This is a genomic window from Dyadobacter jejuensis, from assembly GCF_003149085.1.
Lineage (GTDB): Bacteria > Bacteroidota > Bacteroidia > Cytophagales > Spirosomataceae > Dyadobacter > Dyadobacter jejuensis.
Genome location: NZ_QGDT01000001.1, coordinates 62,035 through 87,824 on the forward strand (window position 1 = coordinate 62,035; position 25,790 = coordinate 87,824).

A 25,790-nucleotide genomic window follows, 5' to 3' on the forward strand; every position below is an offset into this window, starting at 1 on the left:
TTTTATATACAATTTTATATGAATACCCGTTGGGGCATTATCGATTTAGGTACCAATACCTTTCATTTACTGATTGTTGAGAAACACCAGGGGCAGGTACGCACGCTATTCCATGAAAGCCGCCCGGCCAAGATTGGCTTGGGGGGGATTAACCAGAACGTCATCACCCCAGAGGCGATAGATCGAGCCCTGGAGGTGCTCCAATATTTTAGGCAACAACTCGATGCTTACGAAATAGCAGCCGAGCATACCTTTGCTTACGGCACGAGTGCCATTCGCAATGCCGACAATCAGGCCGTCTTTAAGTCGGCTGTTCTCCAGTCCGTTCACATCGACATCACCATTATAGATGGAGACCAAGAAGCTGAGTATATTTATTATGGGGTGCGCAATGGGGCAGAGCTAGGCTCGGAGCCAGCCTTGATCGTCGATATTGGTGGAGGTAGTGTCGAGTTTATCATCGGAAATGACCGGCAGATTTGGTGGAAAAAAAGCATAGAGATTGGGGGGCAACGGCTGATGGACCGATTTATGAAGAAGGATCCTATCGCTCATGCCGATCAAAAACGCCTATATAATTACCTGGAAGAGGCCTTGGTGCCATTGGCCAATGCCATGCACCAGTATGCGCCTCAAAAGCTCGTGGGGTCGTCGGGGACCTTCGATACGCTGATCGACATTGACTTTCAGGCCAAAAGAATGGGGATTCCTGGTAGCGATACTACCGACTTCCCCCTGAGTCTGGAAAGTTTTTATGATACCTTTTCGAAGGTGATGGTGGGCAACCATCAGGAGCGCATGGCCATTCCTGGCATGATAGCCCTGCGTGCCGACATGATCGTGGTGGCCTGCTGCCTCATCGACTATTTGTTGAAAACCTATGGAATCTCCGAGATACAGGTGTCTCGCTATGCCTTAAAAGAGGGAGTTTTGGCCAAAATGTTAGAAAATGAATCATTCAAATGGATTTAAAGCCCTCCTAACGGCCTGGACTCGCTACAAGGAAGGTGTCCGAAAATACTAGGAAAGTTCCCCCCCCTGTTATAATTAACCCCTTAAATAAATATATGAAAAGTCAAGTAAGATTGTTTCTGTTGGTGGCCTTGATGGGCGGTTTGCTACAGCCGTCGTTTGCCCAAAAGAAGAAGAAAAAAAAGCAGGCAGAAGTAGCCGCAACCAAAGTAGCCACCCCGAAAGAAAAGCCCAAGGACGATAAGAAGAAAGGGCCTAAACCCTTTAAAGAGGTAATCGACTCTACGGCTTGGACTCAAAAGGGCCTGATGACAGTGCATCAGGTAGCTGAAAAATGGTATTTTGAGATTCCTGACAGCCTCCTCAACCGGGACTTTATGTCCGTTACTCGCTATTCCAAAACGCCCGCTGGTGGGGGTATTTTTGGTGGGGAAGAGGTGAATCGACAAATGTTGCGCTGGGAAAAAGGGCTGAATGACCAGATTTTGCTGCGTTCGGTAACCTTGGTGATGAGCAGTGCCGACAGTACGAAGCCCATTTTTCAGGCAGTACGGAATTCGAATGCAGATCCTATTATAGGCAGTTTCGAAATAAAGGCCTATGGGAAAGACTCTCTGAAGAAATCGGCGATTATTGACGTGACCGAATTTTTTGGCGCCGATAACCAGACTTTTTCCATCGACCCGCTCGCCAAGCAAAGGCATAAATTGGGGGCCCTAAAAAAAGAAGCCTCATTTATTGAAAAGATTCGTTCCTACCCTATCAATACCGAGATAAGGGCCGTGAAAACCTTTGCAGTCGTGCCACCCTCTTTGTCGAGTCCTTCTAGTAGCCAGCAGGGACAGTATCTGCCAGCAGGCCGCGATGCTGGGGTAGTGACTTTGGAACTAAACACATCCTTTATTTTGCTGCCATCACAACCTATGGCCAAGCGATTATTCGATAGTCGGGTAGGGTATTTTGCCAATCAATATGCCGTTTTTGGAGAAGAGTCACAAAAGGCCGATAAAGATGTATTTGCCGTTCGGTGGAGGCTAGAGCCAAAGAACGAACAAGACGCCGCATTGCAACGCAAAGGCCAACTTATTGAACCCAAAAAACCTATAGTATATTATATCGACCCTGCTACGCCTGTAAAATGGCGGAAATATCTGAAGATGGGTGTAGACGACTGGCAAGTCGCTTTCGAAAATGCGGGTTGGAAAAATGCAATTCGTGGGGAATACTGGCCCGAAGGCGATAGTACCATGAGTTTAGAAGACGCTCGTTATTCGGTGATACGCTATTTTGCTGCGGATATCCAAAATGCGTATGGCCCCAATGTACATGATCCTCGCACAGGCGAAATCCTCGAAAGCCATATCGGCTGGTACCATAATGTGATGCGTTTGCTTCGCAATTGGTATCTGATCCAGGCGTCAGCGGTAGATCCCCGGGCTCGCAAAACCGATTTTGACGACGAGTTGATGGGCGAGTTGGTTCGTTTTGTGTCTTCTCACGAGGTAGGTCATACCCTTGGCCTGCGCCATAATATGGGAGCGAGCTCAGCCACACCAGTAGAAATGCTCCGCAACAAAGAATGGGTCGAGAAAAATGGTCATACGGCTTCTATTATGGATTATGCACGCTTCAATTACGTCGCTCAGCCCGAAGATGGTATTACTAACTTGTTTCCACGGATCGGCGATTATGACAAATGGGCCATCAAATGGGGCTATAGCTATTTTACCGAGCAGGATCCGAAAGCAGTAGCCTCCCTGCTGAATAAGATGACCATTGAAGCCTATAAAAATCCCCGTTTACGCTTCGGAACGGAGATCAGCCCCTATGACCCCCGGTATCAAACCGAAGATCTTGGCGATAATGCCATGAAATCGTCGGCGTATGGAATCAAAAATCTACAGCGGATTGTCCCTAACCTCGTTGAATGGAGCCGAGAGGATGGACAGTCGTATAAGGAATTGGACGAGTTATATGGAAATGTGGTAACCCAGTATCGACGCTACTTGGGCCATGTGATCAAGAATGTGGGGGGGATTTATGACGACCCGAAGACTTATGATATGCCTTCTGCAACGTTTACAGCGGTCCCCAAAGAGCGCCAAAAGGAAGCCGTAGAATTTCTGAATAGTCAATTATTCAAAACACCGACCTGGCTTTTGGAACCGGAGGTGCTCACTAAAATTAAGCCCGAAGCCGGAGTTGAGGCCGTTAAGTCCCTACAGGATTATGCCCTGTCGTCCCTGTTTGCCGGGGATAGGGTGGTGCGCCTAGTCGAAACCGGACAGGATACCAAGGCTTATATGCTCGATGATCTTTTTGCCGATCTGGAGCAAGGGATCTGGTCGGAGCTGAAGTCGGGTGGTACGATAGATGTTTACCGCCGCAATCTGCAGAAGGTGTATGCCAATAAGTTGATAGAAATGCTGAAGCCCGGTAAAGCTACCGTAAGGTCGATACCCGTCGGGGTGACCTATGGTTTCAACAGCCATACCGTGGACTTAAGTGAGACGGACCTGCCCTCAATCTCTAGGGCACATCTTGAAAAGCTGAGGGCTGGGATCCTGTCGGCCTTGCCCAAGGCCGCCGATAAGCTGAGCAAATATCATTTGCAGGACCTTAACCAAAGAATCAAACTAGCCTTGGATCCAAGATAGTAGGGTTAACAGGTGTACGAACGAAAAGAGGCCGGAATTTTCCGGCCTCTTTTCGTATCTAAACTATCCAAAAGGATTATTTTTCATGTTCCAAATTAGGAAGAAAACCGGTGATCAGGCCTATGAGGGGTAAGAAGGAACATAGCCAGAAAACATGTTCAATGCTGGTTTTGTCGGCTAGGTTACCCAATACGGCCGAAGCTATACCCGCAATCCCGAAGGCGAAGCCAAAAAATAATCCGGCGATCATTCCGACTTTCCCGGGGATAAGTTCTTGTGCGTAAACGAGAATGGCCGAAAAGGCGGAGGACAGGATTAGGCCGATGATACAACTCAATATTCCCGTCCATACCAGGTCCACATAGGGCAGGGCCAAAGCGAAGGGGGCCGCCCCCAATATAGAAATCCAGATCACATATTTACGTCCTATCCTATCGCCTAAGGGCCCTCCAAAGAATGTGCCAGCCGCTACCGAAAATAGGAAGGCAAACAGGTAAATCTGAGAGCTTTGGATGCTTAGGCCAAATTTATGAATCAGGTAAAAGGTATAATAGCTCGAAAGACTGGACATGTATATGTATTTCGAGAAAATAAGCACCAATAGGATACTGATGGCCCATACCACCTGTGCCTTACTTAGGTTAGTGGCCTGTAGGGACGTAGAAACGGGGTGCTTACGCTTGGAAGGCATACTTTTCTTGTACCAGGCCCCTACTTTCGTCAGGATGATAATGGCCAATAGGGCGACCAGTGAAAACCAGATGACTTGGAAGCGTCCATAAGGCAATAATATCAGGGCAGCCAGTAGCGGCCCCAAAGAACTACCCGCATTGCCACCTACCTGAAACAAGGATTGTGCCATCCCATGACGTCCCCCCGAGGCTAAGCGCGCAATACGTGAGGCTTCGGGGTGAAATATGGCCGACCCGATGCCTACAAAAGCAACCGAGAGCAAAATCATATGAAAACTGGTGGCCATCGACAGTAAGACGAGCCCCAGTAGCGTAAAGCACATGCCAATGGCTAGGGCGTAAGGCTGTGGACGTTTGTCGGTAAACTGGCCAACAATGGGCTGTAAGATAGAAGCACTGGCCTGAAAGGTCAGCGTAATAAGGCCAATCTGCGAAAAATTAAGCTGAAAGGACTCCTTCACCATGGGGTAGATCGACGGGATCAGCGACTGCATGGTGTCGTTGAGTAAATGCGAAAAACTAAGGGCCAATAAGATAGGGAAGACGGTGGCTTGTGGGGGTACTGCTTCCGAAGCCGTTAGTCGGGGTGTTGAGCTGGTCATAAAAAGACTGAATTTGTTGATAGGTTAATCGAGTATGGCTTGTTGGCCTGTTATTTTTGCGGCTGCCTGCCAGGCCTGCTTAGGGTCTTGATCGATAATGCTCTGGAGCAGATCTTCATGTAATGCCTGACTGGCGATAAACTTTTCGGTGTCTACCAGTAATTTTTGAAAATATTGTTGCAAATGCCCCGCCACCGTTTTGTAGAGGTCCAGCAGAATGTCACTTTTAGCCGCTTTGGCAATGCAAAGGTGAAAGTCGATGTCGGCCTGTATACACTGCGCTGCCTGGTGAGCCAAGGCGGTTTTCTGGCGTTCTTCCAAGTGCATTTTCATTTCGGCGATGTCCTCCTGAGTCCGATTCCTCGCCGCCTTTTCCGCAATTTTAAGCTCGAGTAGCTCGCGCACCTCGTTGAGTTCTTTTCCCTGTGACCGCAGCAGGCGCTCCGTTAACGATTCGTTGGCGGCTGCTTTAAGGACAAAGGTCCCAAGGCCTTGCTGTACCCTGACCATCCCCGAATGGGTAAGCTTGCGGATCGCCTCCCGTACCGTCGATCGTCCCACCCCAAAGAGTTCCATGAGCGCCGGCTCAGTAGGGAGTTTCTCTCCAACCGCAAACTCTCCCTGGCCTATGCGGTCGGTGAGTTGCTGGGCCACTGCATCTGCTAAGCTTTGCTTCGTAATCATAAATTTTGATTCATCATATCATCTGATGTTTCAAAGGTAGCAAAAGAAATACTAGATGGTGACACGCTAGGTCAAAAAATTATTTACGGTGAATGGTGGTGGCTGCGGATTGTGCCGCTGCGAGGATCGTCATATCGGCAATAGTAACGTGCTTAGGAGCCAGTACGGCATAGCGAATGGCCTCTGCGATGTCCTCAGCTTTAAGGGCATCGAAGCCTTCGTATACTTGTCGGGCCCTCTGCTCATCTCCTTTAAACCGTACCAGAGAAAAGTCGGTATCGACGGCTCCAGGGGCAATATTGGTGACCTTTATGCCATGGGGAGTAAGTTCGAGTCGCATCCCTTCGCTTATGGTCTCCACGGCCGCTTTGGAGGCGCAGTACACCACGCCATTGGCGTAGGTCTGTTTGCCCGCGATGGAGCTTAGGTTGACGATATGCCCCTGGCCTCGGGCGCGCATAAGTGGGATGATGAGGCGGGATACATACAAGAGGCCTTTTACGTTGGCATCGAGCATCAGGTCCCAATCGTCGGTGTCGCCGTCGGCGATGGTACCCAGGCCATGGGCATTTCCTGCATTATTGATCAATATATCGATATGCCGCCATTCGGCTGACAGGGAGGCTATGGCCTCCTCTACGGCATATTTATCTCTAATATCGAAGCAAAGGCCTATTACTCTTACTTGTTTGGACAGCTGGGCGACCATTTCGTCGAGTATTTCCTGGCGCCGGCCACAGATAATCAGGTGTATGCCCGAATGGGCAAGAAGCGTAGCGGTAGCCTTACCTATACCTGAGGTGGCACCTGTAATCAATGCGATATGTGACATAATGGGGTTTTCGACTTCTTAGCGTATTAGTCTTGGGTTTTGAGGCTACTAAAGTTTCCTGCTTCCAGGTCTGAAGCTTGGCTGAAATGATGAATAGCTTCCCGATATACATTATCGGTGGGGTTGAGTACCCGATATACTTCGTTGTTGAGGCCTCCTTTGTGATTACGACCCCAAACGTACCGGCCAATGATAGCCTTAGTTTGGGCTTCGATGAGCGGCCGAGAGCGAGTAAATTCCGCTTGCTTGTATTCGATACCCGCCAAGGTAGCGTCTTTTATCAGTTCTTTCATCATGGCGTCGGTTACTTTGAATTGGGCCAAGTACTGCTCAAAGGAGCTTTTAACTAATTTCTTTTGTTGGGTATTGGCATACTTCAAGGCATATTCCCGAATAATATTTTTGGCATAGAGCTCAAATAGGTATTTGCTGTTGGTCAAGGTGTCGCGAGGGACAAATACGTCGGGCATGATTCCCCCACCCCCGTAGACGTACCGGCCGCCATCGGTTTTATAAACCTTGGATTTGTCGAGCTTGATACTATCGGCATTGAAGAGCTCCCCGCTTTCGTAGCGGTGCGACAAGTCCTGGCTGTAGTCTTCGCCTTTGCCCATTTCGTAGGGTTTCTGTATACTCCGGCCACTAGGGGTATAATATCTAGAAATGGTAAGCCGAAGTTCGGAGCCATCCGATAATTTGACGGGCATCTGTACGAGCCCTTTTCCATAGGACCTGCGGCCTATCACCAAGGCGCGGTCATGGTCCTGTAAGGCTCCTGCCAAGATTTCGGAAGCGGAGGCGCTACCTTCGTCCATCAGTACTATGACGGGGCCTTTTTCGAAGATTCCGTCGATATGGGCCTCCGTTTTCTTGTCGAAACGGGAGTCCTTTCCCTTGGTATACACCAGGAGTTTGTTGCCATCTATAAATTCGTCGGCCATGCTGGTGGCTCTTTCCATGTAGCCTCCTGGGTTCCCTCTGAGGTCGAGGATCAATTTTTTAAGCCCTTCGGCCTTTAGGCTCATCAATGCCGATTTGAATTCGTCGTAGGTTGTTTCGGAGAACCGTGTGACTTTAATATACCCTATTTCCTGATCCACCATATAGGCGGCATCCACGGAGTAAGTCGGGATGCGGTCACGGGTTACGGTGAAGGTCAAGTTTTCCTTTAGACCCACCCTTTCGATTAATAAGTTGACCTTGGTCCCCCTTTTGCCCCGAAGCATTTTGAAGACGTCGGCGTTGGTAACACCCGGGCCGGAGAGCTTTTCTTGATCTACCTTCAGGATTCTATCCCCACTGAGTATGCCTATGGTTTCGGAGGGTCCACCACTGAGCGGGGTCACTACGTACACCGTATCGTTATAAATATTAAATTCGACGCCGATACCATCGAAGCCCGAGTCGAGCTGCGAACGAGCGGCAGCGGCCTCTTCTACATTGAAATAAGCCGTATGGGGATCTAGCTTCTCCAGCATTTTGGTGATCGAGTAGTCGACGAGCTCTTCGGTACTGACGGAGTCGACATAGTTGTTCTCTACCAGCATGAGTACTTCTCTGAACTTGGAATAACCCCGCGCCACCTCTTTCATATTTTTGTTGCCGCTAAAAAAGGTGCTGCCCAGCAAAATGCCTGCTGCCAAGGTGATGCCTATGATGATGGGCATCCTTACTACATAAGGCGAATTGTTGATGGCGGGTTTGTTTTCCTCCTTACTCATGTTGATTTATGTCTTTGTATATTGTGAATTAAGTCAAAAGGACCAAGATTTACAAGATTTACTGGTCCAAATAGTAGGAACGATCCAAGATAACCCTAGCGGGCCTATAAAAAACCTTTTAACGAATCGGGGTTGCGAATGCTGGCAAAGTTCATAGATTGACTGGGGTCCTCGCCCATCAATATTTTTTTTACAGGGGTCTCCATTTTTTTACCACTGATTGTATAGGGAATATCCTGCACTTGCTCTATCGTATCGGGTACATGTCTAGGACTGTATTGGGTACGAAGTTCCTCCTTTATAGTCTTTTTTAAGAGGTCGGTCAGCAGGTATCCTTGTTTTAACACCACAAACAAGGAAATAGTGCCAATTCCGTCCGACTTTTCCAAGTACACGACTAGGCTGTCTTTTATCTCGGGGAGGCCTTCTACAGCGCTATATATCTCGGCTGTGCCAATACGAACGCCCCCGCGGTTGAGGGTGGTATCGGAGCGTCCATAGATGATGACGCTGCCCTTATCGCCGATTTTAATCCAGTCGCCATGGCACCAAATGTCTGGGTACTTCTCGAAATAACTTTGACTATACCGGATATTGTCGCGGTCGTTCCAAAAGTAGAGGGGCATAGAAGGCATGGGCTGAGTCACGACCATCTCTCCAAGGGTATCGATATGCGCCTGGCCTTGCTCATCGAAGGCTTCTATTTTGCTTCCCAACATGCGGCATTGTATTTCCCCTGCATAAACGGGTAAGAGGGGGCAGCCACCGACGAAGGCACTACAAACGTCGGTACCCCCGCTTAGGGAGATCAGCCACACGTCTTTTTTTACGAATTTATAGATCCACTCGAAGGCCTCGGGAGTGAGGGGCGAACCGGTCGATCCGATGGTTTCTAAGGCTCTTAACTGATCGCTGGCTATGCTAACTCCCGCTTTCATACAAGCGATGAAATAGGCTGCACCGCTTCCGAAATGGTTTATTTTTGCTCTTTCCGCCAGGCTCCAGAGAACCTGTGAAGAGGGGTACATCGGAGCGCCATCGTAGAGAACCAAGGTGCTGCCGCAAAGCATGGACCCCAGGGCATAGTTCCACATCATCCAGCCGGTGGTCGAATACCAGAAATACCGATCTCCGCGTTTTACATTCTGGTGCAGCGCTAGTGCCTTAAGATGTTCTAATAAACAGCCTCCTACACTATGGGTAATGGCTTTGGGCTTGCCGGTGGTCCCTGAGGAGTATAAGATCCAGATGGGATGGTCGAAGGGTACCGGTTCAAATTCGAGTCCATGATGAGGGAAATGTAGGATATCTTCCCAGGAGGTGGTACCCTTGGGCTGGGCATCGAAGTCGCCCGTTCCTATGTGGACAAAGTCCTTGACGGAGGGCAGGGAGTTGGGCAAGGAATGGTGCAAGGAAGTACTCGGGTAGGCCTTGCCATTATAATGGTAGCCGTCGCAGAGAAACAAAACTTTTGGTTCTATTTGTTTGAAACGATCGGCAATGCCCGCTGCGCCAAAGTCTGGAGAGCAGGACGACCATACCCCTCCTATGGCATTGGTGGCCAAAAATGCGATAATGGCCTCGGGGTTATTGGGCGTTACGGCAGCTACCCTGTCGCCGGGTCGAATCCCTATTTGCTTCAGCCAGGCTGACACGGCGGCCACTTGTTCCTCTAAGCGTTCCCAAGAAATGGCCGTTAATGGTTGGGTTTCGGACTGAAACAGCAGGGCGGGGTGGGCCGTGCCTTTGTTTCTGAATATATGCTCGGCATAATTGATGCGGGATCTTGTAAACCATTTGGTACCAATGAAGCCGGTTTTAGGTTTTGAAAGAACCTCTAGGTATATATCGTGCGACTTGATATGAAAATATTGCCAGATACTCTCCCAAAAATCTTCCAAATCGGTCGTCGACCAGTCCCACAGATCCTGGTAGGTCCTAAAATAGAGCCCTTTCTTTACAAAGAGCCAATTCATATAGTTTTTTAGAATGGAATGCTCCGTAAGTTTTGGGCCTGGCTTCCAGAGGGGTTGAGGAGTGGTATCATGATTTGTAGTCATCTTTCACTGCTTAGGTTTGTAGGTGTGCCGCATCGTGGGTAACGAATGCACTTAATTAAATGAAAACTATAAACGAACCAATATAATATTTCGGATAGATTGCTTCAGAATAATTTGAAATAGACATTTTCAGAACGGTATAAAGGTCTTCTGAATAATAATTCTCAGTCTCCCACGATGACCTGCAAAATATCCTAAGCCCAGGAGAATTTGAAGCTATACTTCAAAGAATAACCGGCATTAAATTAGCAGAATCCGGAACCATTCATTCTCCAGGTCAACTTTATAAGAGTAGGGTTAAGTAAAAGAGACCATCTGTTTCCTGCCCGATTTTAGGTCTAGGAGCTTTAATAGGAGTATTAATGGGACATTTAATCAGGAGGAACTGCTAGTGACTTTTGGATCCGACACAACTTTGTATCCCATTCTTGAAAGTAAGGAAACATTAGGTTGTTTCCCACTTGAGGGTGTCAAAGTCAAACCCAATACTGGTATCAATGGTAGGTAATTTGGCTGTTATGCAAATTGGCTTTCCTGGTTGAAAACTATAAATGAACCGATAAATTATTTAGGATCAATTGGTTCGGATTAATATCACTGAAAATTGTTATATCTTTGCAGTCTTAAATAAAAATATAACGTAGTACTCTGATCATCAGATACGTTCGTAAAAGTGTTTGCCTGGCAAATTATTAATAGGTTGGGGCACAATTTCGCACAAAATTTGTTAAGAGGAAAAAAAATCCAGTAGTGATACTGCATTCCTAATGAGAAAAAGAATAGAAAAACCAGCTGACGCAAAGGCGTCGGGCAGAGGGGGACAGAAGTCGTCCCGTACCGGAAAGAAAAGTATTGATGGAGGTGACTGGGCCATGGAGAGCCGGTTTAGCAAGCCTACCATCAAAAAGTCGAGCTTGCGCCTTGCAGCAGCGAGGGAAGCCGCCGAGGCGAAGGCCTATAAAGGCAAGCCATCGGGTGCCTCCAAGACTTCTGAGAAGCCATGGAGCGAAAAGCCTGCCTATGGAAAGCCTAGCTTCAACCGTGGTGGAAACGACAACCGCTCCTCCGAAGGGCGGTCGTTCGAAGGACCAAATCGTGATAAACCTTACCGTTCATTCGACAAAAAACAGTCGTCCCCTGGCTTCAGATCCAACTCTGACAGTACCCCAGGTGGTGGTTCCTATAAGCAAAAGCTTGCAGGGCCGGGGCGTTTTGGAAAGCCGGTGTCGGACCGGAATCGCGGTGAAAACGATAGAGGAGCGTATTCAAAACCTTACCGATCGGAAGGACCATCCGCCGATTTTAAGAAACCCTATCAGAAACCTTGGGAAAAAGACCGGGAGCCAAGAGGCGACTGGAAAAATAGAGAGCAGCCGTCGGAAGAGTCTAGCCGGGGCCGTGCCGAGGGCAAAGCGACTGGTCAGGATCGTAGGGTGGGTCGGTTAGAAGCCGCTCCCAAATACAACTTGAACCGGTATGATGAAAAGAAGCCAGGTAAAAAATCCAAAGGGTCGGAGGACGACGGAAGCATACGCCTGAATCGGTATATTGCCAATGCGGGTATCTGTTCGCGGCGTGAGGCCGATGAGTTGATAGCCTCTGGCCAGATATCGGTCAATGGAAAAACCGTTACCGAAATGGGCCATAAAGTGATGCGCACCGATCAGGTAAAATTTGGGAAAAAGGCCCTCAATCCTGAGAAAATGGTGTATATCCTGATCAACAAACCCAAAGATTATATCACTACTACCGACGACCCCGAGGAACGTAAAACCGTACTCGACCTGATCCAGGGGGCTTGCGAAGAGCGCGTGTATCCGGTGGGACGTTTGGATAGAAATACCACAGGGTTGCTCTTGCTTACTAACGATGGGGAACTGGCCGAAAAGCTTACGCATCCGTCGAGCGGAGTCAAGAAGATCTACCAGGCAGAACTCGACAAGCCCATTACTACCGAGGACTTCGAATTGTTGAAACATGGCTTGGAGCTAGAGGATGGCTTTATCCGTCCCGATGAGGTAGGCTTGGTAACCCCCGATGCCATGGTGGTAGGCCTTGAAATTCACAGTGGCCGCAACCGCATCGTTCGCCGTATGTTCGAACACCTGGGTTATGAGGTTCAGAAACTGGACCGGACGGTTTTTGCAGGACTGAATAAAAAGGAATTGCCTAGAGGAAAATGGAGATTCCTGCTCGAGAGGGAAGTTGTAAAACTGAAATATATGTTATAAGTAATGGCTAGCATCTTACGGATGCCCATTATTTATACGCTCCTAAAGGACCGCTCTACGGGGTGGTCCTTTTTGCATGGCCATATGGCAAGCTTTTACCCTTTGTCCATCGTCTTAACCCTGCTGTCCACTTTAGCAATTTCACAATAGGACTAGGGCAACCGTGTTTTGAATATAAATAATCCATATTTAACTTGATATATTTATTTAATATGGGTATATTTCTGCAGACCAAACCATTCAAACACGATGAAGATAATCGATAAAATTGAGCAATGGGGAGATGCGCATCACCCCGCCTGGTTGGATTTCCTACGTATTGGCCTGGGGGCCTTATTATTCTTTAAGGGAGTAAGTTTTATCAGTGATACGGCCCGTATTATGGAGCTAGTGTCGGGACTCGACATTCAACTCTGGACGGTTACCGCCATTCATTATGTTGCCTTCGCACATATTTTTGGGGGCTTTATGATTGCCATTGGTGCCCTCACCAGGCTGGCAGCCATCGTGCAGCTGCCAATCTTGATTACGGCGGTGTTTTTTGTGAATTTACGGATGGGCTTCTCCTACCTTAATTCTGAGCTATGGTTGTCGCTTCTTACCTTGTTCTTACTGGTGCTGTTTATTGTGGTAGGATCGGGGACGATGTCTACAGACGAATATATGCGTAAACATAACCGTTAGAGGGTTTCTGAGGAGGCCTTAAGGAATTTTCGCTTGTACTCAAGGGGAGTCATGTCCGTCACTTTTTTAAAATGCCGGTAGAAGTTAGAAACATTATTAAAGCCACATTCGAAGCAGATCACCTCGGTGGGGAATCGGTCTTCTACCAAAAACCGGCAGGCATGACTAATCCTTATTTCGACCAGGAAGTCGTTATAGGTCTTTTTTGTCATCATTTTGAAGTAGCGACAAAAAGAAGTTGTTCCTAGGTTGACCAGTGCAGCTACCTCTTGCAGGCTGATATCCTGTTTGTAGTTAGCGAGCGTATATGCGTATATTTTATTGAGTCGTAAGGTCTCGTAATCGTTAGACTTATAGAAGGCGTGTGCGGAGGTAATGCTGGTCGTTTCCTGGCTTTCCGCCAATATTTTAAGAATGGACAGGAGTGCTATGAGGCGGTCGAGATTTTGAGACGTAACGGCCTTATGCATCTGAGCCACCACTTTCTCACGGGTTTCACCTTCAATGATCAGTCCTTTTTTTGCTTTTTCGTACAGTTTCGGTATCAAATAGGCTTCTGGCAGTAGCAGCAAGTCGGCACCTAGGCATTCGGGTAAAAAATGGATGATGATAACTTCTACAGGCGCTTTTTCAGCACCTTCCTCTACGCGCCAGGTATGGGGTAAGTTTTGGCCCAATAGAATAAGCTCCCCATCCGTAAAATTAGAAATATTGTCACCGATAAACCGTACGCCCTTTCCTTTTACCAGATAATGCAATTCCAATTCAGGGTGATAATGCCATACCGTTCCAAAACCGGAATCCTTTTCATGTCGGATGCTAAATGAATTCTGCGATTTGATGGGGACTCTGTGAAAATGGGGCTTCATGGGCAGGCGGTATCGATGTTACTTCCTACCAAAGCAATGCAACCAGGAATTCTAACCATCCCTTGGGCCAATGAGAGCTCTTGAGATAGTTTGCCCTAGTAGGACCAGTACGGATAATTCGACTCCCCCCAAAACGGTGAGATGCGCCAATGGGTTCTCTGATCAAAATTTAGGACTTATGGTCCCCAAGAAGCCTGGGTCCATCTTTTCTCTTAAGATCTGTTTGGCCTTGATCAGTTGATTTTTTACCGTATTGGTAGAAATATTCAAGTACTCGGCTATTTCTTTATAGGTCTTCCCCTCCTCAAAATTGAGTTTAAAGATTAACTTTCTTCGGGATGAGAGCGCTTCGATGGCCTGGTATATCGCTTGCAGATGAACCTCTTGATCGTCGGTTTCATCTTCTACCCGTAGCTGTAGGTTTTCCATGTACTGCTGGCGTAGCCTTTGGTCTTTCTCCAGCTTCTTGAACTGGTCGAACACCTGGTTACGGAGGCTTACGAAGAGGTAGGATTGGAAGCTATGGTCGGGTTTGATTTGGCTACGACGGTCCCATATCTTGGCAAAAACATCCTGAGTGACATTTTCGGCTTCATCCACATCCTTCAGCAAGGAAGTGCAAAATTTGACAGCTGGGGTTCTAAAATGGATGTAGAGTTGTGAAAATGCGGTCTCGTCGCCTTTTGTAACTTGAATGAGAATTTGTTGGCTAGGAAAATTCATAACGATTTGGAATAAGGTTTTAGAACATTCAAAACGACTAACAGCAGGAGTATATCCAATGCTTTAGATGGATATACCCCCAAAAGACCTAGAGTATCTTTTTTAATGGATTCGGTAAGTGTCTAAATGGACACCGCTGGTGTTACTCCAATTTCTTGCATCAGTGCATGGGCATCGAGGAGTAGGGCATCCATGGCCACTTTCAACGTATCGGTTAGGGGCTCCACTTCTCTCCGGGTATATAAGGATATGGGCAATCCACGTTTCATTAGGCTGTACTTCGCAATGGTAGGGTAGGCGGTATGAACTAAGTCCATGGTGTCGACGAAGAACTGGTTCACTTTGGCTCTTTCGGCTAGCTTGGTCTCATCATTATAATGGTTGCAGATCCACACCACCAATTCGGGGTATATATTTCCTTGGATGCAAGAAAGACCGGCAGCACCCTCTTGCAAAGAACTTTCGGCATTGACCATATAGGCGTCGTATAGACCAAAATTATAGGACGAGCCCTTTTCTATCCTCCGTTTCACCTCTTCAGCATCCAGACAAGTATCCTTGTGGTATACCAGACGTCCCGTGGGTAAGAGTTTTTCAAGAATTTCGGCGGATATTACTCGTTTGTAAGGTACGGGACACTCGTACATACCCAAGGGAATGTCGTCGGTTAGGGCCATTAGTTCCTGCATTCTTTCTAGGAATACTTCATCCGACTCGGTCTCGGCGGCCATAAGGCCGGTGATCACGATTACGGCTTGAACGCCTACTGCATATATACGTCGTACAAATTGTGCTTGCTCGGCTATGGTACCTCCCAAGGTGCCGGTGGCTACTACCGGAACGCGTCCTGCAGCCTGCTGCAAGACGGTCTCGGTGATGGCGATACGCTCATCGGGGGTCAGCTCGTACATTTCGCTGGACAAACAGTTGGCAAAGAGCCCAGTAGCCCCAGCGTTGATATACATTTCTGTAAGGTTCCGGAGTCCGGAAAAGTCAATAGCGCCATTTTCTAGAAATGGAGTGAGCATGACAGGTATAAACCCTTGGGGCAGTTGGATAGAGGAGGGGTTACTAGGATTCATATAGATCTTCTGGTTGTAAGTGAATGGTCAGGTATTGGCGGTCCTTTATAGCTCTTCCTTGGCCACTTCGGCCAATTCTCTTTTATGTTTCTTTAGGCGCGTCAATAACATGCCGACCAGAAAAATAGTCAGGGTTCCTACGACCATGATCATATTTTGGTGTAAGGGATTCCGTAGATAGGCGTATTCGTCGGTGAGGTTCGGGGAGAATGTCAACCATACGATCACGATTAGTCCAATAATGGTGGCAGTGAGTGCCTCCGCATTTTTGGTTTTTCTAGATATAATTCCCAGTAGGAATAACCCCAGCATACCGCTAGCGAATATTCCCGACAATAGCCACCATATATCCAGCACACTCTTGACGCCGATCATGGCTATGCCGGTCAGCATGCCTAGTAAGCCAAAGGTGGTGGTGGCAATATACAGTACGCGCATGGACTGCTTGGGCGAGAGTTCGGACTTGAAATAACGCTGGTAAATGTCCACTGAAAAGACGGTGGCGGAGGCGTTCATCCCGGAACTAATGGTGCTCATGGCCGCCGACATAATGGCTGCGACGATAAGACCTAAAAGACCTGCTGGAACCTTTGTGACCATGAAATTGGGCATTACCTTGTCGCCATAGTCGGCAGGTGTAAGCGTAGAGGCCAGCTGTGCTATGGCATCGGGGCTACCTCCCGGGAGTAGTTCGGAGGCCGCGGCCATCTTGATGGTGGTCAGTAGTTCTGGATTGCTCTCATAATAGGCGAACAGGCAGGACCCTAGTATAAAGAATAGCAACGAAACGGGGATGTATATATAAACACAGAGCCATATAGAGCTCGCTGCTTCTTTAATGGAACCCGTGGTATGGTAGCGCTGGACGTAGTTTTGGTCCATTCCAAAATTATTGAGGTTCATAAAGAATCCATACAATAATACGACCCAAAACGAGGACTGTACGAAGTCGGGGGAAAATGTACCTAGGCTGAATTTATCGTTAGCCTGCCCTACTTCAATAATCTTCTCGATGCCGCCGGTCATGCTGTCGACTACCAAGTAAAGGATGGCCAGCGCACCTATTGTATTGATAACGCCCTGTACCACTTCGGTCCAGATTACCGCCTCTATACCGCCCATAACGGTATATACCACTATCGAAATCCCTACGACGATCATGATAACGGCCATGGGGTAGCCCGTGAGTGCCTGGAGGCTAAGGGCGATTCCGAAAAATATAGAGCCCATGCGGGCCAGTTGCGTCAATAGAAAGCAGATTACCGCGTAGGTACGCGCCCATGCACCAAATCGGTGCTCCAAATGGGTGTAAGCCGAGACCTCCCCCGAATTTCTGTAAAAGGGAATAAAGTACTTAGTAGCCGCCCAAGCCGCCAAGGGCATGGAAAGGCTGAACACGAAGGAGTTCCAATTGCTGCCATAAGCCTTGCCAGGAACCCCCAAAAAAGTGTTGCTACTCAAAAAAGTGGCATATAGGGAGATACCGATGGCCCAGCCGGGTATCTTTCCTGAGGCCTTGGTAAATTGATCGGCAGTCGTATTTTTTCTTGAAAAATAGATGCCTACCAACACCATGGCGACTAGGTATGCAAATACAATAAGCAGGTCCAGAAGCGGGAGGGATTTCATTCAGCCGAGATTAATAGTATAACTATTTTGCAAATAAAGAGGATATTGCCAATGCATTTATCGCTATAACTTGCTTATTATTATACGATATTATCAAATTTTGAATGAGGGTGGTAAAAACCTTGTTAATTTTCCGCAATTCTCTTGTCCCGCATAAAATAACCAATGCCGAAGGTCGAGGCGATTAGAAGGCCGATGGTGAGAAGTTTGCTGGTGAGGCCTTCGTTGGGGTGATTGAGTAAGTACTCGATGTCCCGTGCTTCGCTTCCTACCCACACCGCCAATATCGTTCGGGGGATCATGCCCATGGTGCCTCCTAGTAAGACTTGTTTGAAACGAGCTCCGGCAATGGCAAAAAATAGGTTGGTGACTGCAAAGGGTAAGACGGGCGATAATTTGGCGAAGAATATGAGCCTGAGTTGATTCAGTTTAAACCGTTCCAACATCCGCTCCGCTTTAGGAAAAGCCTTTAAAAGGTAGGGCAAGGTGTGGCTGGTATCGAATACATGCGCTAGGGCGTATACCAAGGCTATGGCGCCAAGGTTGAGAAATATTAGATAAGGAACCGCGGTGAGTCCCATAAAAAATCCGTAAACTAAGGCCAGAAATGTGGGAGGGGTAAGGGCTATGGCTGAAGTGAGGGTGAGTATGGCGGTAATCAGGATCCAGGTACTAGGACTCCATGCCGCCACAACCGACTCTTGCGATATGGCCCAGGCGGTAAGGAATGAAGTGGCCAGTAGGGGCACCAAGGTCATGAGAATACTAATGATAAGTGGTGTCGGGATATTTTTGAATGTTAATTTTGCCAAAACCGGAAGTTGTTAGGTGCTGCTTTTCTAGGTCAATATCGTTATTAAGGAGCGCACAAAGTACTGTAAAGGGCCAAAGATACCCAAACTAGAGGATAGTATTGATACCCATAAGTAGGTTAAGCGGTGGCTCTGCTGATATTTGAACCCATGGCTGGCGAGGCTTATAGGTATTTGCCCAACGGCCCCAGCACGCACTGAAGTTGTCTTTTATTCTATCTGCTTAGCCAGTATTGCGATAAGCGTTTGGAGCTGGGCCGCCTTTGGAGCTTTTCAATGCGCAATAGGGCTATCCATAACCGGGAGTAGCTTGTAGAGTGCTTAGCCGTTCCCTTCAGCAGAATGAAGTATCGACAGTTGATTCCAAGCTTCAAATCCTGTACTTTTGAAGTCTCAATAAATTGTAACTACTTATTTAAACTAAATATGGAATTAACAGGAACCGTTCTAGCCTTGTTGCCTGAAGTGTCGGGTCAGGGTAAAAATGGAACATGGCGCAAGCAGGAGTTCATTTTGGAAGTCCCTTCGCAATACCCTAAAAAAGTATGTATTTCCTTATGGGGTGACAGAATTGACCAAGCTGGGTTGCAGGTGAACGACACCGTCACTGCTTCTATAGACATAGAAAGCAGAGAGTACAACTCGCGGTGGTATACCGAAGTGAAAGCCTGGAAAGTAGAAAAAAGTGGCGGTAGCCAGCCAGCCAGTTCAGGTGGAGCGCCTATCCCCCCCGTAACAACCTTTACAGAGGATGAGTCGGACGATCTCCCCTTCTAAAAACTATTGCAGGTCTATGGCCTGCAATACTCTTTTTCCTCCCTATCCTTACCGGGTGGCGGGCATTACCGAGAAATGATCGATCATTTCTTGGGGATGAACGTCCAAGACCCTAGCCAGTACCATGACCACCAGGGTGTTCGAAGCAATTTTACGCGGTATGCCTGCGAATGCCGCGAACAGATCGACCGTTACCGTAGGCCTGGTGTCCAATAGTTGCATGAGTTTTTGCTCTTTTTCCCCATACCTAAAACGGATGTCGTTGTTTTTTCGGCGACGACGCATAATTTCTTTCATTTCACGACTGGCCTGAATGGACTTGTCGGCCACCCTCACGTAGGCCTTCCGCTCTCCTTTTTCGTCGAGGACGTAATGTGGCTTGTCGTCACTTTTGGGGATGTGTAGCACGAGTACCTCCCTGTCGGGACTGATGGGGACGCGCTCACTTCGGAAATGTAGGGGCGGCTGAATCAGCTTGTCGATGGCCCTGGAGAGGATGAATTCGTCTTCAGCAATGTCTTTGAGTCCTTTAATGCGCATATCGTCCCCCACACCGACCATCAACTTGCCGCCTTGCGAATTAGCAAAAGCGACGATCTCTCGAACAATTTTTTCGGGGTGACTGGACTTTAACTTAAACTCCAAGTTTTGACCCTCCCCCTTTTTGACCAGTTCTTTTAATAATCGAAGTTCCATTGGTATAAATGGATAAAAATCCGGGTTTTAAGGTGACTAAAATCCGTAATCCAACGCCTAAAGACTTACATTTATAATCAACAAGATACTTTTTTTTGACTTAAAATAAAATTTATTGCAGGAGGTTTCTAGAAATTTATGCGCTTATAACGCAGAAACGGCACCGATTGGTGCCGCTGAGTTTCAATATTCGTCTTCATTAAAGAAGAAGTCGTCTTTGGTCGGATAATCCGGCCAAATTTCCTCAATGCTTTCGTAAGGTTGACCGTCATCCTCAAGTTCCTGAAGGTTTTCTACTACCTCCAAGGGAGCACCTGTTCTAATTGCAAAGTCAATTAGCTCGTCTTTCGAAGCTGGCCAAGGAGCATCCTCAAGATATGATGCAAGTTCGAGTGTCCAGTACATATTATTTAGCCTATTAAAGAGTTACTTACTGATTTTAGGAGTGCAAAAGTAAAAAAAATTGCATCCTTTAATAGTGTCTAACCAAAAAAAATGAAAATAATTGCATTAAAAAACGTTGATTTTTTTCAATTTTTATAACTGTCTATTTTTCAGGGTCTTGTATGGCTATTTTTTACAAAAAAATATTTCATTTTAGCTGGGGAGTTATCCTGGAAGATAGAATGAGGGCATTCGTGTAGGATCCTGACCGATCAACTTCGGGCCGTTGTGCCTCTAGCCTTTATTAGAGACGCTTTTTCTTCGTGTGCACAAAATATTTATTCATCTTTGTATTTATCCCAATATCATTAATTTTTTACGATTATGACCATCGAAATCTGTGCTTATTCACTAGAGTCTTGTTTTAATGCACAAGAAGGAGGAGCCGGAAGAATAGAACTTTGTGCAGGCCTAGGCGAAGGAGGTACTACCCCAAGTGCCGGACTTATTGAGCTCGTTCGGCAGTATATCCATCTTCCCATCTATGTGATGATAAGGCCTAGAGGCGGTGATTTTGTTTATGATGTATTCGAGGAGGAGATTATGCGTAAAGATATTGTAATGGCTAAGAGCCTAGGAGCCGACGGGGTGGTGCTCGGGATTTTACAGTCCGACGGACGAGTGGACGTTGCCCGCACGCGGTCGTTAGTAGAGCTGGCCAGCCCCATGAAAGTTACCTTCCACAGGGCTTTCGACCTTACCCCTGACCCGCTCAAGGCCTTGGACGATGTGATCGCCACTGGCGCAGCGCGTATCCTTACTTCGGGACTTCATACAACTGCCGTAGAAGGTATTGAAGTATTGAAATCCCTCGCTAAGGCAGCTACGGGTAAAATTGAAATTATGGCTGGGGCAGGGGTTAACGATCAGAATGCCTCGGCCCTTAAAGAGGCTGGCGTACACGCTTTACACCTCACGGCCAAAGCGTTTAGACCAGGACGTCAAAAGTATTTTTCTGCTCAGGTATCTATGGCTGGAGAGGTGCCCGACGAACGCTCGGTGATGTACAGCGATCTCGCCCAAATTGAGTCCATTGTAAGAGTAGTTTCGGCTGAATAGCCCTTTTAAAAATAGATAATCTACCCTATAAGCCTTTGGTATATGAAACTTATAAAAGCCATCTTGTCAGTGGGTTTGGCCGGCTCGTTGTTTTTTGTGCTCAGTAGGCCCCTAGGCCCGGCTCCGGCCCTAGGCAACTTTTTAAGCCCTTTCACCGGCTTCTGGCAGAATTGGGAGCGCAGCTATCAAAAGGGTGAACAGGTACATATAAGCTCCGACAGCCTGCGTGAGCAGGTGGTCGTACGGTACGACGATATGGGGGTTCCTCATATCTTCGCCAATAATGATTTTGACTTGTTCTTTGCACAAGGCTACGTTACCGCTAAGGATAGGCTGTGGCAAATGGACCTTCAAACACGTGCGGCCTCTGGCCGGCTGTCGGAGGTGCTGGGGCCGGCTACTGTGAAGCTCGATGAGAAAAACAGGCGTATGGGCATGAATTTTGGTGCCGAAAGTAATTTTAAGGTAGCCATGAGCGATCCACGCTCCAGGGAGGCTCTGTTAGGCTATGCTGCGGGGATCAACGCCTATATCGATCAACTGAGCCCTAAAGAATATCCGGTAGAATACAAGTTGCTAGGCTATGCTCCCGAGCATTGGAAGCCCATATATACCATGTATATGTTAGAGCAGATGACGCTGACTCTGGCCGGCAGGTCCGACGACCTGAAAATGTCGAATGTATTGAAAACCTATGGAAAGGAGGTCCTGGAAAACCTGTTTCCCGATTATCCTATGTTCCAGGAAAGTCCCATTATCCCGGTAGGGACCCCCTGGGATTTTAAGCGGCTCCCCACTCCCATTCCTACCCCGCAGCTTACTGAGGCCGATACCCTGGCCGAAATTCGCGCTGAGGCCCAACCCTTGGGGGCCATGGAACCCAAAATTGAAGGGGTGGGTAGTAATAACTGGGCTATAGGAGCCGAAAAGTCGTTAACAGGCTACCCTATTCTGGCCAACGACCCTCATTTGGAGTTGACATTGCCGTCGATTTGGTATCAGGTGCAGCTGCATGGACCCACGATGAACGTCTATGGGGTTTCCTTGCCTGGGGTTCCAAGCGTGATTATTGGCTTCAACAAGGACGTCGCCTGGGGAGTCACCAATGTGGACGCCGATGTTTTCGATTATTATAAAATTCGCTTTAAAGATGCTACTCAGTCGCTCTATTGGCACGATAACCAATGGAAACAGACCGTCACTAGAGAGGAGCCTATAGCTGTGAAAGGGGAGTCCGAACCACGGATGCTCAAGGTAGTATACACCCACCACGGACCGGTCTTTAGTGAAAATGATAGTCTGGGAAATACCAATTATTTTGCTACTCGCTGGATAGGTAGAGAAGCGGGTAATAGTTTCTTGACTTTCTATGAGCTGAATGCTGCTAAGAACTATGACGATTACCGCAGCGCCTTGTCGCATTACGTGGGGCCAGGACAGAACTTTATCTTTGCTGATAATCATAAGGATATTGCTATTACGGTTAATGGCAAGTTTCCCCTCAAATATAAGGATCAGGGCAAGTTTGTTTTGGATGGTACCAACCCTACCGACGACTGGAACGATTGGATTCCTTTCGAACAAAACCCCTATGTAAAGAATCCTCCCCGGGGCTTTGTAAGCTCGGCCAACCAGTCGTCTACGGATCCTAGCTACCCTTATTATATCAATTGGGAGTTCGCTCCATCGGAACGCGGTATTCGAATCAACGAACGTTTGCAAATGATGCGTGGTGCCACCGCCGACAGCCTGAGGATGTTACAAAATGATAATTATAGTGTCTTAGCGCGCTCTATTCTACCTCGTTTACTATCTGTTTTGAAGAATCACCCGGGAACTTCCTCTCAAAAAGCGGCTGAAAATACATTAGCATCATGGGACTATATCAATAGCGCGGAGTCCTTGGGGGCCACTATTTTCGAAAACTGGATCGTGCAGCTTCAAGCGGCCATCTGGGAGGATGAGTTTAGGAATCAGCCTTTGCCACTACGTAGCCCCAGCCGTGATAGAACGATCTATATGCTGCTTAATGAGCCAGAAGCTCCTTGGTTCGACGATAAGCGTACGCCCGATGTGGAAAGTATGGAGGATATTGTGATCAGGAGTTATATCGCGACCATCAATGACCTTACCAAGCGCTATGGGGCTTTGAGCCCGGCTTGGGCCTGGTGGAAGGTGAAGGGCACGGAAATAAGACATTTGAGCAGACAAATAAAACCTTTCAACTCAGGGGCCCTCCAGACGGGTGGTGGATCCAGCATCGTCAATGCCATTACAAGCACCCATGGGCCTAGTTGGCGCATGGTGGTGGAGCTAGGTCCTAAGCCTGTTGCCTATGGAATATACCCCGGGGGGCAGTCGGGCAATCCTGGAAGTCCCTATTACCTCAATTTATTGGAGAAATGGGAGCACGGAGAGCTGAATAGACTGTTATTTTTGGAGTCGGAGCAGCAACAGGATGAACGACTCACAGAGAGTATCATTTTTAACAAAAAATAATATGCAGGGAATTATCAATTTTTTTGTGGTATTCATTTTGGCCTTGGTAGGCCAATTGCTGGCTCCCTGGTGGATGATCGCCTTGGTGCCCTTTGCCGTTCAGTTTTGGCGGCCCGTTGGGTTTTTGCCTTCCTTTCTGAGTAGCTTTTTGGGGATTGCCCTATTGTGGCTAGGCTATGGCTGGTACCAGCATAGCGAATCGGCCGGAATCCTGTCGGAACGTATGGCGCAGGTATTTAGCCTGCCCAATGCCCCTGCACTGTTGGCAATAACGGTACTGGTGGGTGGACTGATGGGGGGGCTTGCTGGATTGGCCGGATTCTCCGTAAAAAATATCTTTATGGCCGATTCTTCCCGGTAGAGTCCAGCCAGAAAATCAACAATTTAGCTATAGATACAAAAAATTGTAGGGCATAAATAACCCTGAAACGGAGGTATCCCTTTTTTATTGGGGAGAATCCTTATATTTGCCGCTCTTTGTAAAACAAAACCTTATTAAAAACGTGAACAACAATACTTCCTTAATCTGGAACATCGTATTAACCCTAGCCGTGGCGGTGTTATTTTTCTTACATTTTTCAAGCAAGCCCAGTGCAGGCAGCGTAACGGATGGTGGTGTAGTGGCCGGACGTAAGACGGTGTATGTTCAGGTGGACTCACTTTTACTTAATTACGATTTCTTTAAAGACACTAAAAAGGAGCTTGAGAATAAGAATTTCCAACTAGAAAATGAATTAAATCAAAAAGGACGTTCTCTTCAGAATGAAGTAGCCTTCTTCCAAAAGAAAGCCCAGACGATGACTCCCGATCAGGCGCGTTCGACGGAGGCTCAATTGATGAAAAAGCAGCAAGACCTTATTGCTTATCGCGATCAGGCGGCTCAGGGATTGGCTCAAGAAGAAGCCCTTAAAAATGAAGAGCTTTATAAAAATATCCGTACTTATATCGAAAAATACAATAAGGATAATGGGTATGAGTATGTATTGGGCTATTCGTTGGGTGGTGGAATACTCTTCGCTAATCCCGACTTGGACGTATCTAAGAAGATTATCGAAGGCCTAAACAAGGAGTATGCTGCCAAAGACAAGCCAGCGGCTGCCGATACGACTTCGAAGAAATAATTTATCGTTTCGATATCTAATAAAAGGGACCAATACCTAGGCGTATTGGTCCTTTTTATTGGCTGTTGGTCCCGCCTCCTCTATCGCTGGGTTGCGAGGGGGGCAGTATACCGGAGAACACAAAAAAGGCTGCCTTTGTGAGACAGCCTTTTTCGATGATGACTAAAAGAATACGATTAAACGTTCGTAGACGATAGCTTGGCGCCGAGATACTCCCGGTTCATCCGTGCAATATTGTCGAAGGTGATTCCTTTGGGGCATTCGGCAGAGCAAGCACCCGTATTGGTACAAGCGCCAAATCCTTCGGAGTCCATTTGGGCTACCATCTTCTCTGCTCTGATTTTTCTTTCGGCCTGTCCCTGAGGTAAGAGGGCCAGCTGAGATATTTTGGCAGAAACGAAAAGCATGGCGGAGGCATTCTTACATGCCGCTACACAAGCACCACAACCAATACAAGCCGCCGCTGCAAAAGCGTCGTCAGCAGCTTCTTTGGGGATGGGTAGGTTGTTGGCATCCTGCGCGTTTCCGGTATTGACCGAAACGAACCCACCCGCAGCCATAATTCGGTCGAAAGCGTCGCGTGCCACAACCAAATCCTTGATGACGGGGAAAGAACCGGCTCTCCAGGGTTCTACCACAATGGTGTCACCATCTTTAAAAGAGCGCATATGCAGCTGGCATGTGGTTACTCCTTGCAAAGGGCCGTGAGGTTGGCCATTGATATGCATAGAACACATTCCGCAAATACCCTCCCGGCAGTCGTGATCGAAGGCAACAGGCTCTTGCTTGGCCTCTACCAACTGCTCGTTTAGTACGTCAAACATTTCTAGAAAGGACATATCCGGAGAGATGCCTTCCAATTGATAGTTCTCAAAACCACCTTCTGTATTACTATTGCTTTGTCTCCACACTTTCAATGTAAGACGCATGTTACCTTCACTCAT

The 25,790-nt window shown here is 47.5% G+C and carries 22 protein-coding genes; 9 read left to right on the top strand and 13 right to left on the bottom strand.

Annotated features, from left to right (window positions below; translation table 11 throughout):
- Positions 1 to 18: 18 nt before the first annotated feature.
- Complete coding sequence (locus tag CLV98_RS00270; protein WP_109671826.1) at positions 19 to 972, top strand: Ppx/GppA phosphatase family protein; 954 nt, start codon at positions 19 to 21, stop codon at positions 970 to 972.
- A gap of 95 nt (positions 973 to 1,067) precedes the next feature.
- Positions 1,068 to 3,629, top strand: coding sequence for a zinc-dependent metalloprotease (locus CLV98_RS00275; RefSeq protein WP_211319956.1), 2,562 nt, complete (start codon positions 1,068 to 1,070; stop codon positions 3,627 to 3,629).
- A 76-nt stretch (positions 3,630 to 3,705) separates the two neighbouring features.
- Here the strand turns inward: CLV98_RS00275 and CLV98_RS00280 are convergent, their stop codons facing one another.
- The 5 genes from CLV98_RS00280 to CLV98_RS00300 form a co-directional block, all read right to left on the bottom strand.
- Positions 3,706 to 4,923, bottom strand: coding sequence for an MFS transporter (locus tag CLV98_RS00280; RefSeq protein ID WP_109671827.1), 1,218 nt, complete (start codon positions 4,921 to 4,923; stop codon positions 3,706 to 3,708).
- A 24-nt stretch (positions 4,924 to 4,947) separates the two neighbouring features.
- Entirely contained in the window at positions 4,948 to 5,607 is a 660-nt protein-coding gene (locus CLV98_RS00285) for a FadR/GntR family transcriptional regulator (RefSeq protein ID WP_109671829.1), read from the bottom strand.
- 79 nt (positions 5,608 to 5,686) lie between these two features.
- The gene (locus CLV98_RS00290; RefSeq protein ID WP_109671831.1) at positions 5,687 to 6,439 is read right to left on the bottom strand and encodes an SDR family NAD(P)-dependent oxidoreductase; all 753 of its coding nucleotides are present in this window, start codon (positions 6,437 to 6,439) and stop codon (positions 5,687 to 5,689) included.
- A gap of 26 nt (positions 6,440 to 6,465) precedes the next feature.
- Entirely contained in the window at positions 6,466 to 8,160 is a 1,695-nt protein-coding gene (locus CLV98_RS00295; protein WP_109671833.1) for a S41 family peptidase, read from the bottom strand.
- A 104-nt stretch (positions 8,161 to 8,264) separates the two neighbouring features.
- The gene (locus CLV98_RS00300; RefSeq protein ID WP_109671835.1) at positions 8,265 to 10,220 is read right to left on the bottom strand and encodes an acetoacetate--CoA ligase; all 1,956 of its coding nucleotides are present in this window, start codon (positions 10,218 to 10,220) and stop codon (positions 8,265 to 8,267) included.
- Positions 10,221 to 10,987: 767 nt separating this feature from the next.
- Between CLV98_RS00300 and CLV98_RS00305 the strand changes: the two genes are divergently transcribed.
- Together CLV98_RS00305 and CLV98_RS00310 are read left to right on the top strand one after the other, a co-directional pair.
- Positions 10,988 to 12,451, top strand: a complete 1,464-nt coding sequence (locus CLV98_RS00305; RefSeq protein WP_109671837.1) for a pseudouridine synthase — start codon at positions 10,988 to 10,990, stop codon at positions 12,449 to 12,451.
- A 249-nt stretch (positions 12,452 to 12,700) separates the two neighbouring features.
- Positions 12,701 to 13,135: a DoxX family protein gene (locus tag CLV98_RS00310; protein WP_109671839.1), complete on the top strand. Its 435-nt coding sequence runs from the start codon at positions 12,701 to 12,703 to the stop codon at positions 13,133 to 13,135.
- On the opposite strand, the gene CLV98_RS00315 is transcribed toward CLV98_RS00310, so the two are convergent.
- The 5 genes from CLV98_RS00315 to CLV98_RS00335 form a co-directional block, all read right to left on the bottom strand.
- On the bottom strand, positions 13,132 to 14,004 hold the full coding sequence (locus tag CLV98_RS00315) for an AraC family transcriptional regulator (protein ID WP_109671841.1): 873 nt from the start codon (positions 14,002 to 14,004) through the stop codon (positions 13,132 to 13,134). The two genes, CLV98_RS00310 and CLV98_RS00315, sit on opposite strands and share 4 nt — an antisense overlap.
- 162 nt (positions 14,005 to 14,166) lie before the next feature.
- Positions 14,167 to 14,727, bottom strand: a complete 561-nt coding sequence (locus CLV98_RS00320; protein WP_109671843.1) for an RNA polymerase sigma factor — start codon at positions 14,725 to 14,727, stop codon at positions 14,167 to 14,169.
- Positions 14,728 to 14,849: 122 nt separating this feature from the next.
- Positions 14,850 to 15,809, bottom strand: coding sequence for a dihydrodipicolinate synthase family protein (locus CLV98_RS00325; RefSeq protein WP_109671845.1), 960 nt, complete (start codon positions 15,807 to 15,809; stop codon positions 14,850 to 14,852).
- Positions 15,810 to 15,854: 45 nt separating this feature from the next.
- The gene (locus CLV98_RS00330) at positions 15,855 to 17,438 is read right to left on the bottom strand and encodes a sodium:solute symporter family protein (protein ID WP_109671846.1); all 1,584 of its coding nucleotides are present in this window, start codon (positions 17,436 to 17,438) and stop codon (positions 15,855 to 15,857) included.
- 125 nt (positions 17,439 to 17,563) lie between these two features.
- Positions 17,564 to 18,250, bottom strand: coding sequence for a TVP38/TMEM64 family protein (locus CLV98_RS00335; RefSeq protein WP_229203137.1), 687 nt, complete (start codon positions 18,248 to 18,250; stop codon positions 17,564 to 17,566).
- A 426-nt stretch (positions 18,251 to 18,676) separates the two neighbouring features.
- Between CLV98_RS00335 and CLV98_RS00340 the strand changes: the two genes are divergently transcribed.
- Positions 18,677 to 19,027 (top strand): DUF3127 domain-containing protein, encoded by a 351-nt coding sequence (locus tag CLV98_RS00340; RefSeq protein ID WP_109671849.1) that lies wholly within the window; start codon positions 18,677 to 18,679, stop codon positions 19,025 to 19,027.
- A gap of 48 nt (positions 19,028 to 19,075) precedes the next feature.
- Here the strand turns inward: CLV98_RS00340 and CLV98_RS00345 are convergent, their stop codons facing one another.
- Together CLV98_RS00345 and CLV98_RS00350 are read right to left on the bottom strand one after the other, a co-directional pair.
- Positions 19,076 to 19,723 (bottom strand): AlbA family DNA-binding domain-containing protein, encoded by a 648-nt coding sequence (locus CLV98_RS00345; protein ID WP_109671851.1) that lies wholly within the window; start codon positions 19,721 to 19,723, stop codon positions 19,076 to 19,078.
- A gap of 183 nt (positions 19,724 to 19,906) precedes the next feature.
- Positions 19,907 to 20,128 (bottom strand): DUF2795 domain-containing protein, encoded by a 222-nt coding sequence (locus tag CLV98_RS00350; RefSeq protein WP_025762642.1) that lies wholly within the window; start codon positions 20,126 to 20,128, stop codon positions 19,907 to 19,909.
- A 363-nt stretch (positions 20,129 to 20,491) separates the two neighbouring features.
- Here CLV98_RS00350 and CLV98_RS00355 point away from each other — a divergent pair, with 363 nt between their 5' ends.
- The 4 genes from CLV98_RS00355 (at position 20,492) to CLV98_RS00370 (ending at position 24,846) form a co-directional block, all read left to right on the top strand.
- Positions 20,492 to 21,226 (top strand): copper homeostasis protein CutC, encoded by a 735-nt coding sequence (locus tag CLV98_RS00355; RefSeq protein ID WP_109671853.1) that lies wholly within the window; start codon positions 20,492 to 20,494, stop codon positions 21,224 to 21,226.
- Between the two features lie 42 nt (positions 21,227 to 21,268).
- Positions 21,269 to 23,725, top strand: coding sequence for a penicillin acylase family protein (locus CLV98_RS00360; RefSeq protein WP_109671855.1), 2,457 nt, complete (start codon positions 21,269 to 21,271; stop codon positions 23,723 to 23,725).
- A gap of 1 nt (position 23,726) precedes the next feature.
- Positions 23,727 to 24,086 (top strand): hypothetical protein, encoded by a 360-nt coding sequence (locus tag CLV98_RS00365; protein ID WP_229203138.1) that lies wholly within the window; start codon positions 23,727 to 23,729, stop codon positions 24,084 to 24,086.
- Between the two features lie 142 nt (positions 24,087 to 24,228).
- Positions 24,229 to 24,846 carry an OmpH/Skp family outer membrane protein gene (locus CLV98_RS00370; protein ID WP_109673002.1) on the top strand — a complete coding sequence of 206 codons (618 nt, stop codon included), beginning with the start codon at positions 24,229 to 24,231 and terminating at the stop codon, positions 24,844 to 24,846.
- Between the two features lie 176 nt (positions 24,847 to 25,022).
- Here CLV98_RS00370 and CLV98_RS00375 read toward each other — a convergent pair whose 3' ends face one another.
- Entirely contained in the window at positions 25,023 to 25,775 is a 753-nt protein-coding gene (locus CLV98_RS00375) for a succinate dehydrogenase/fumarate reductase iron-sulfur subunit (protein ID WP_211319966.1), read from the bottom strand.
- Positions 25,776 to 25,790 lie beyond the last annotated feature (15 nt).

Bases quoted from the DNA above. Each gene is read 5' to 3' on its own strand.
- CLV98_RS00270 (WP_109671826.1), top strand. From the start codon at position 19: ATGAATACCCGTTGGGGCATTATCGATTTAGGTACCAATACCTTTCAT.
- CLV98_RS00275 (WP_211319956.1), top strand. From the start codon at position 1,068: ATGAAAAGTCAAGTAAGATTGTTTCTGTTGGTGGCCTTGATGGGCGGT.
- CLV98_RS00280 (WP_109671827.1), bottom strand. From the start codon at position 4,923: ATGACCAGCTCAACACCCCGACTAACGGCTTCGGAAGCAGTACCCCCA.
- CLV98_RS00285 (WP_109671829.1), bottom strand. From the start codon at position 5,607: ATGATTACGAAGCAAAGCTTAGCAGATGCAGTGGCCCAGCAACTCACC.
- CLV98_RS00290 (WP_109671831.1), bottom strand. From the start codon at position 6,439: ATGTCACATATCGCATTGATTACAGGTGCCACCTCAGGTATAGGTAAG.
- CLV98_RS00295 (WP_109671833.1), bottom strand. From the start codon at position 8,160: ATGAGTAAGGAGGAAAACAAACCCGCCATCAACAATTCGCCTTATGTA.
- CLV98_RS00300 (WP_109671835.1), bottom strand. From the start codon at position 10,220: ATGACTACAAATCATGATACCACTCCTCAACCCCTCTGGAAGCCAGGC.
- CLV98_RS00305 (WP_109671837.1), top strand. From the start codon at position 10,988: ATGAGAAAAAGAATAGAAAAACCAGCTGACGCAAAGGCGTCGGGCAGA.
- CLV98_RS00310 (WP_109671839.1), top strand. From the start codon at position 12,701: ATGAAGATAATCGATAAAATTGAGCAATGGGGAGATGCGCATCACCCC.
- CLV98_RS00315 (WP_109671841.1), bottom strand. From the start codon at position 14,004: ATGAAGCCCCATTTTCACAGAGTCCCCATCAAATCGCAGAATTCATTT.
- CLV98_RS00320 (WP_109671843.1), bottom strand. From the start codon at position 14,727: ATGAATTTTCCTAGCCAACAAATTCTCATTCAAGTTACAAAAGGCGAC.
- CLV98_RS00325 (WP_109671845.1), bottom strand. From the start codon at position 15,809: ATGAATCCTAGTAACCCCTCCTCTATCCAACTGCCCCAAGGGTTTATA.
- CLV98_RS00330 (WP_109671846.1), bottom strand. From the start codon at position 17,438: ATGAAATCCCTCCCGCTTCTGGACCTGCTTATTGTATTTGCATACCTA.
- CLV98_RS00340 (WP_109671849.1), top strand. From the start codon at position 18,677: ATGGAATTAACAGGAACCGTTCTAGCCTTGTTGCCTGAAGTGTCGGGT.
- CLV98_RS00345 (WP_109671851.1), bottom strand. From the start codon at position 19,723: ATGGAACTTCGATTATTAAAAGAACTGGTCAAAAAGGGGGAGGGTCAA.
- CLV98_RS00350 (WP_025762642.1), bottom strand. From the start codon at position 20,128: ATGTACTGGACACTCGAACTTGCATCATATCTTGAGGATGCTCCTTGG.
- CLV98_RS00355 (WP_109671853.1), top strand. From the start codon at position 20,492: ATGACCATCGAAATCTGTGCTTATTCACTAGAGTCTTGTTTTAATGCA.
- CLV98_RS00360 (WP_109671855.1), top strand. From the start codon at position 21,269: ATGAAACTTATAAAAGCCATCTTGTCAGTGGGTTTGGCCGGCTCGTTG.
- CLV98_RS00365 (WP_229203138.1), top strand. From the start codon at position 23,727: ATGCAGGGAATTATCAATTTTTTTGTGGTATTCATTTTGGCCTTGGTA.
- CLV98_RS00375 (WP_211319966.1), bottom strand. From the start codon at position 25,775: ATGCGTCTTACATTGAAAGTGTGGAGACAAAGCAATAGTAATACAGAA.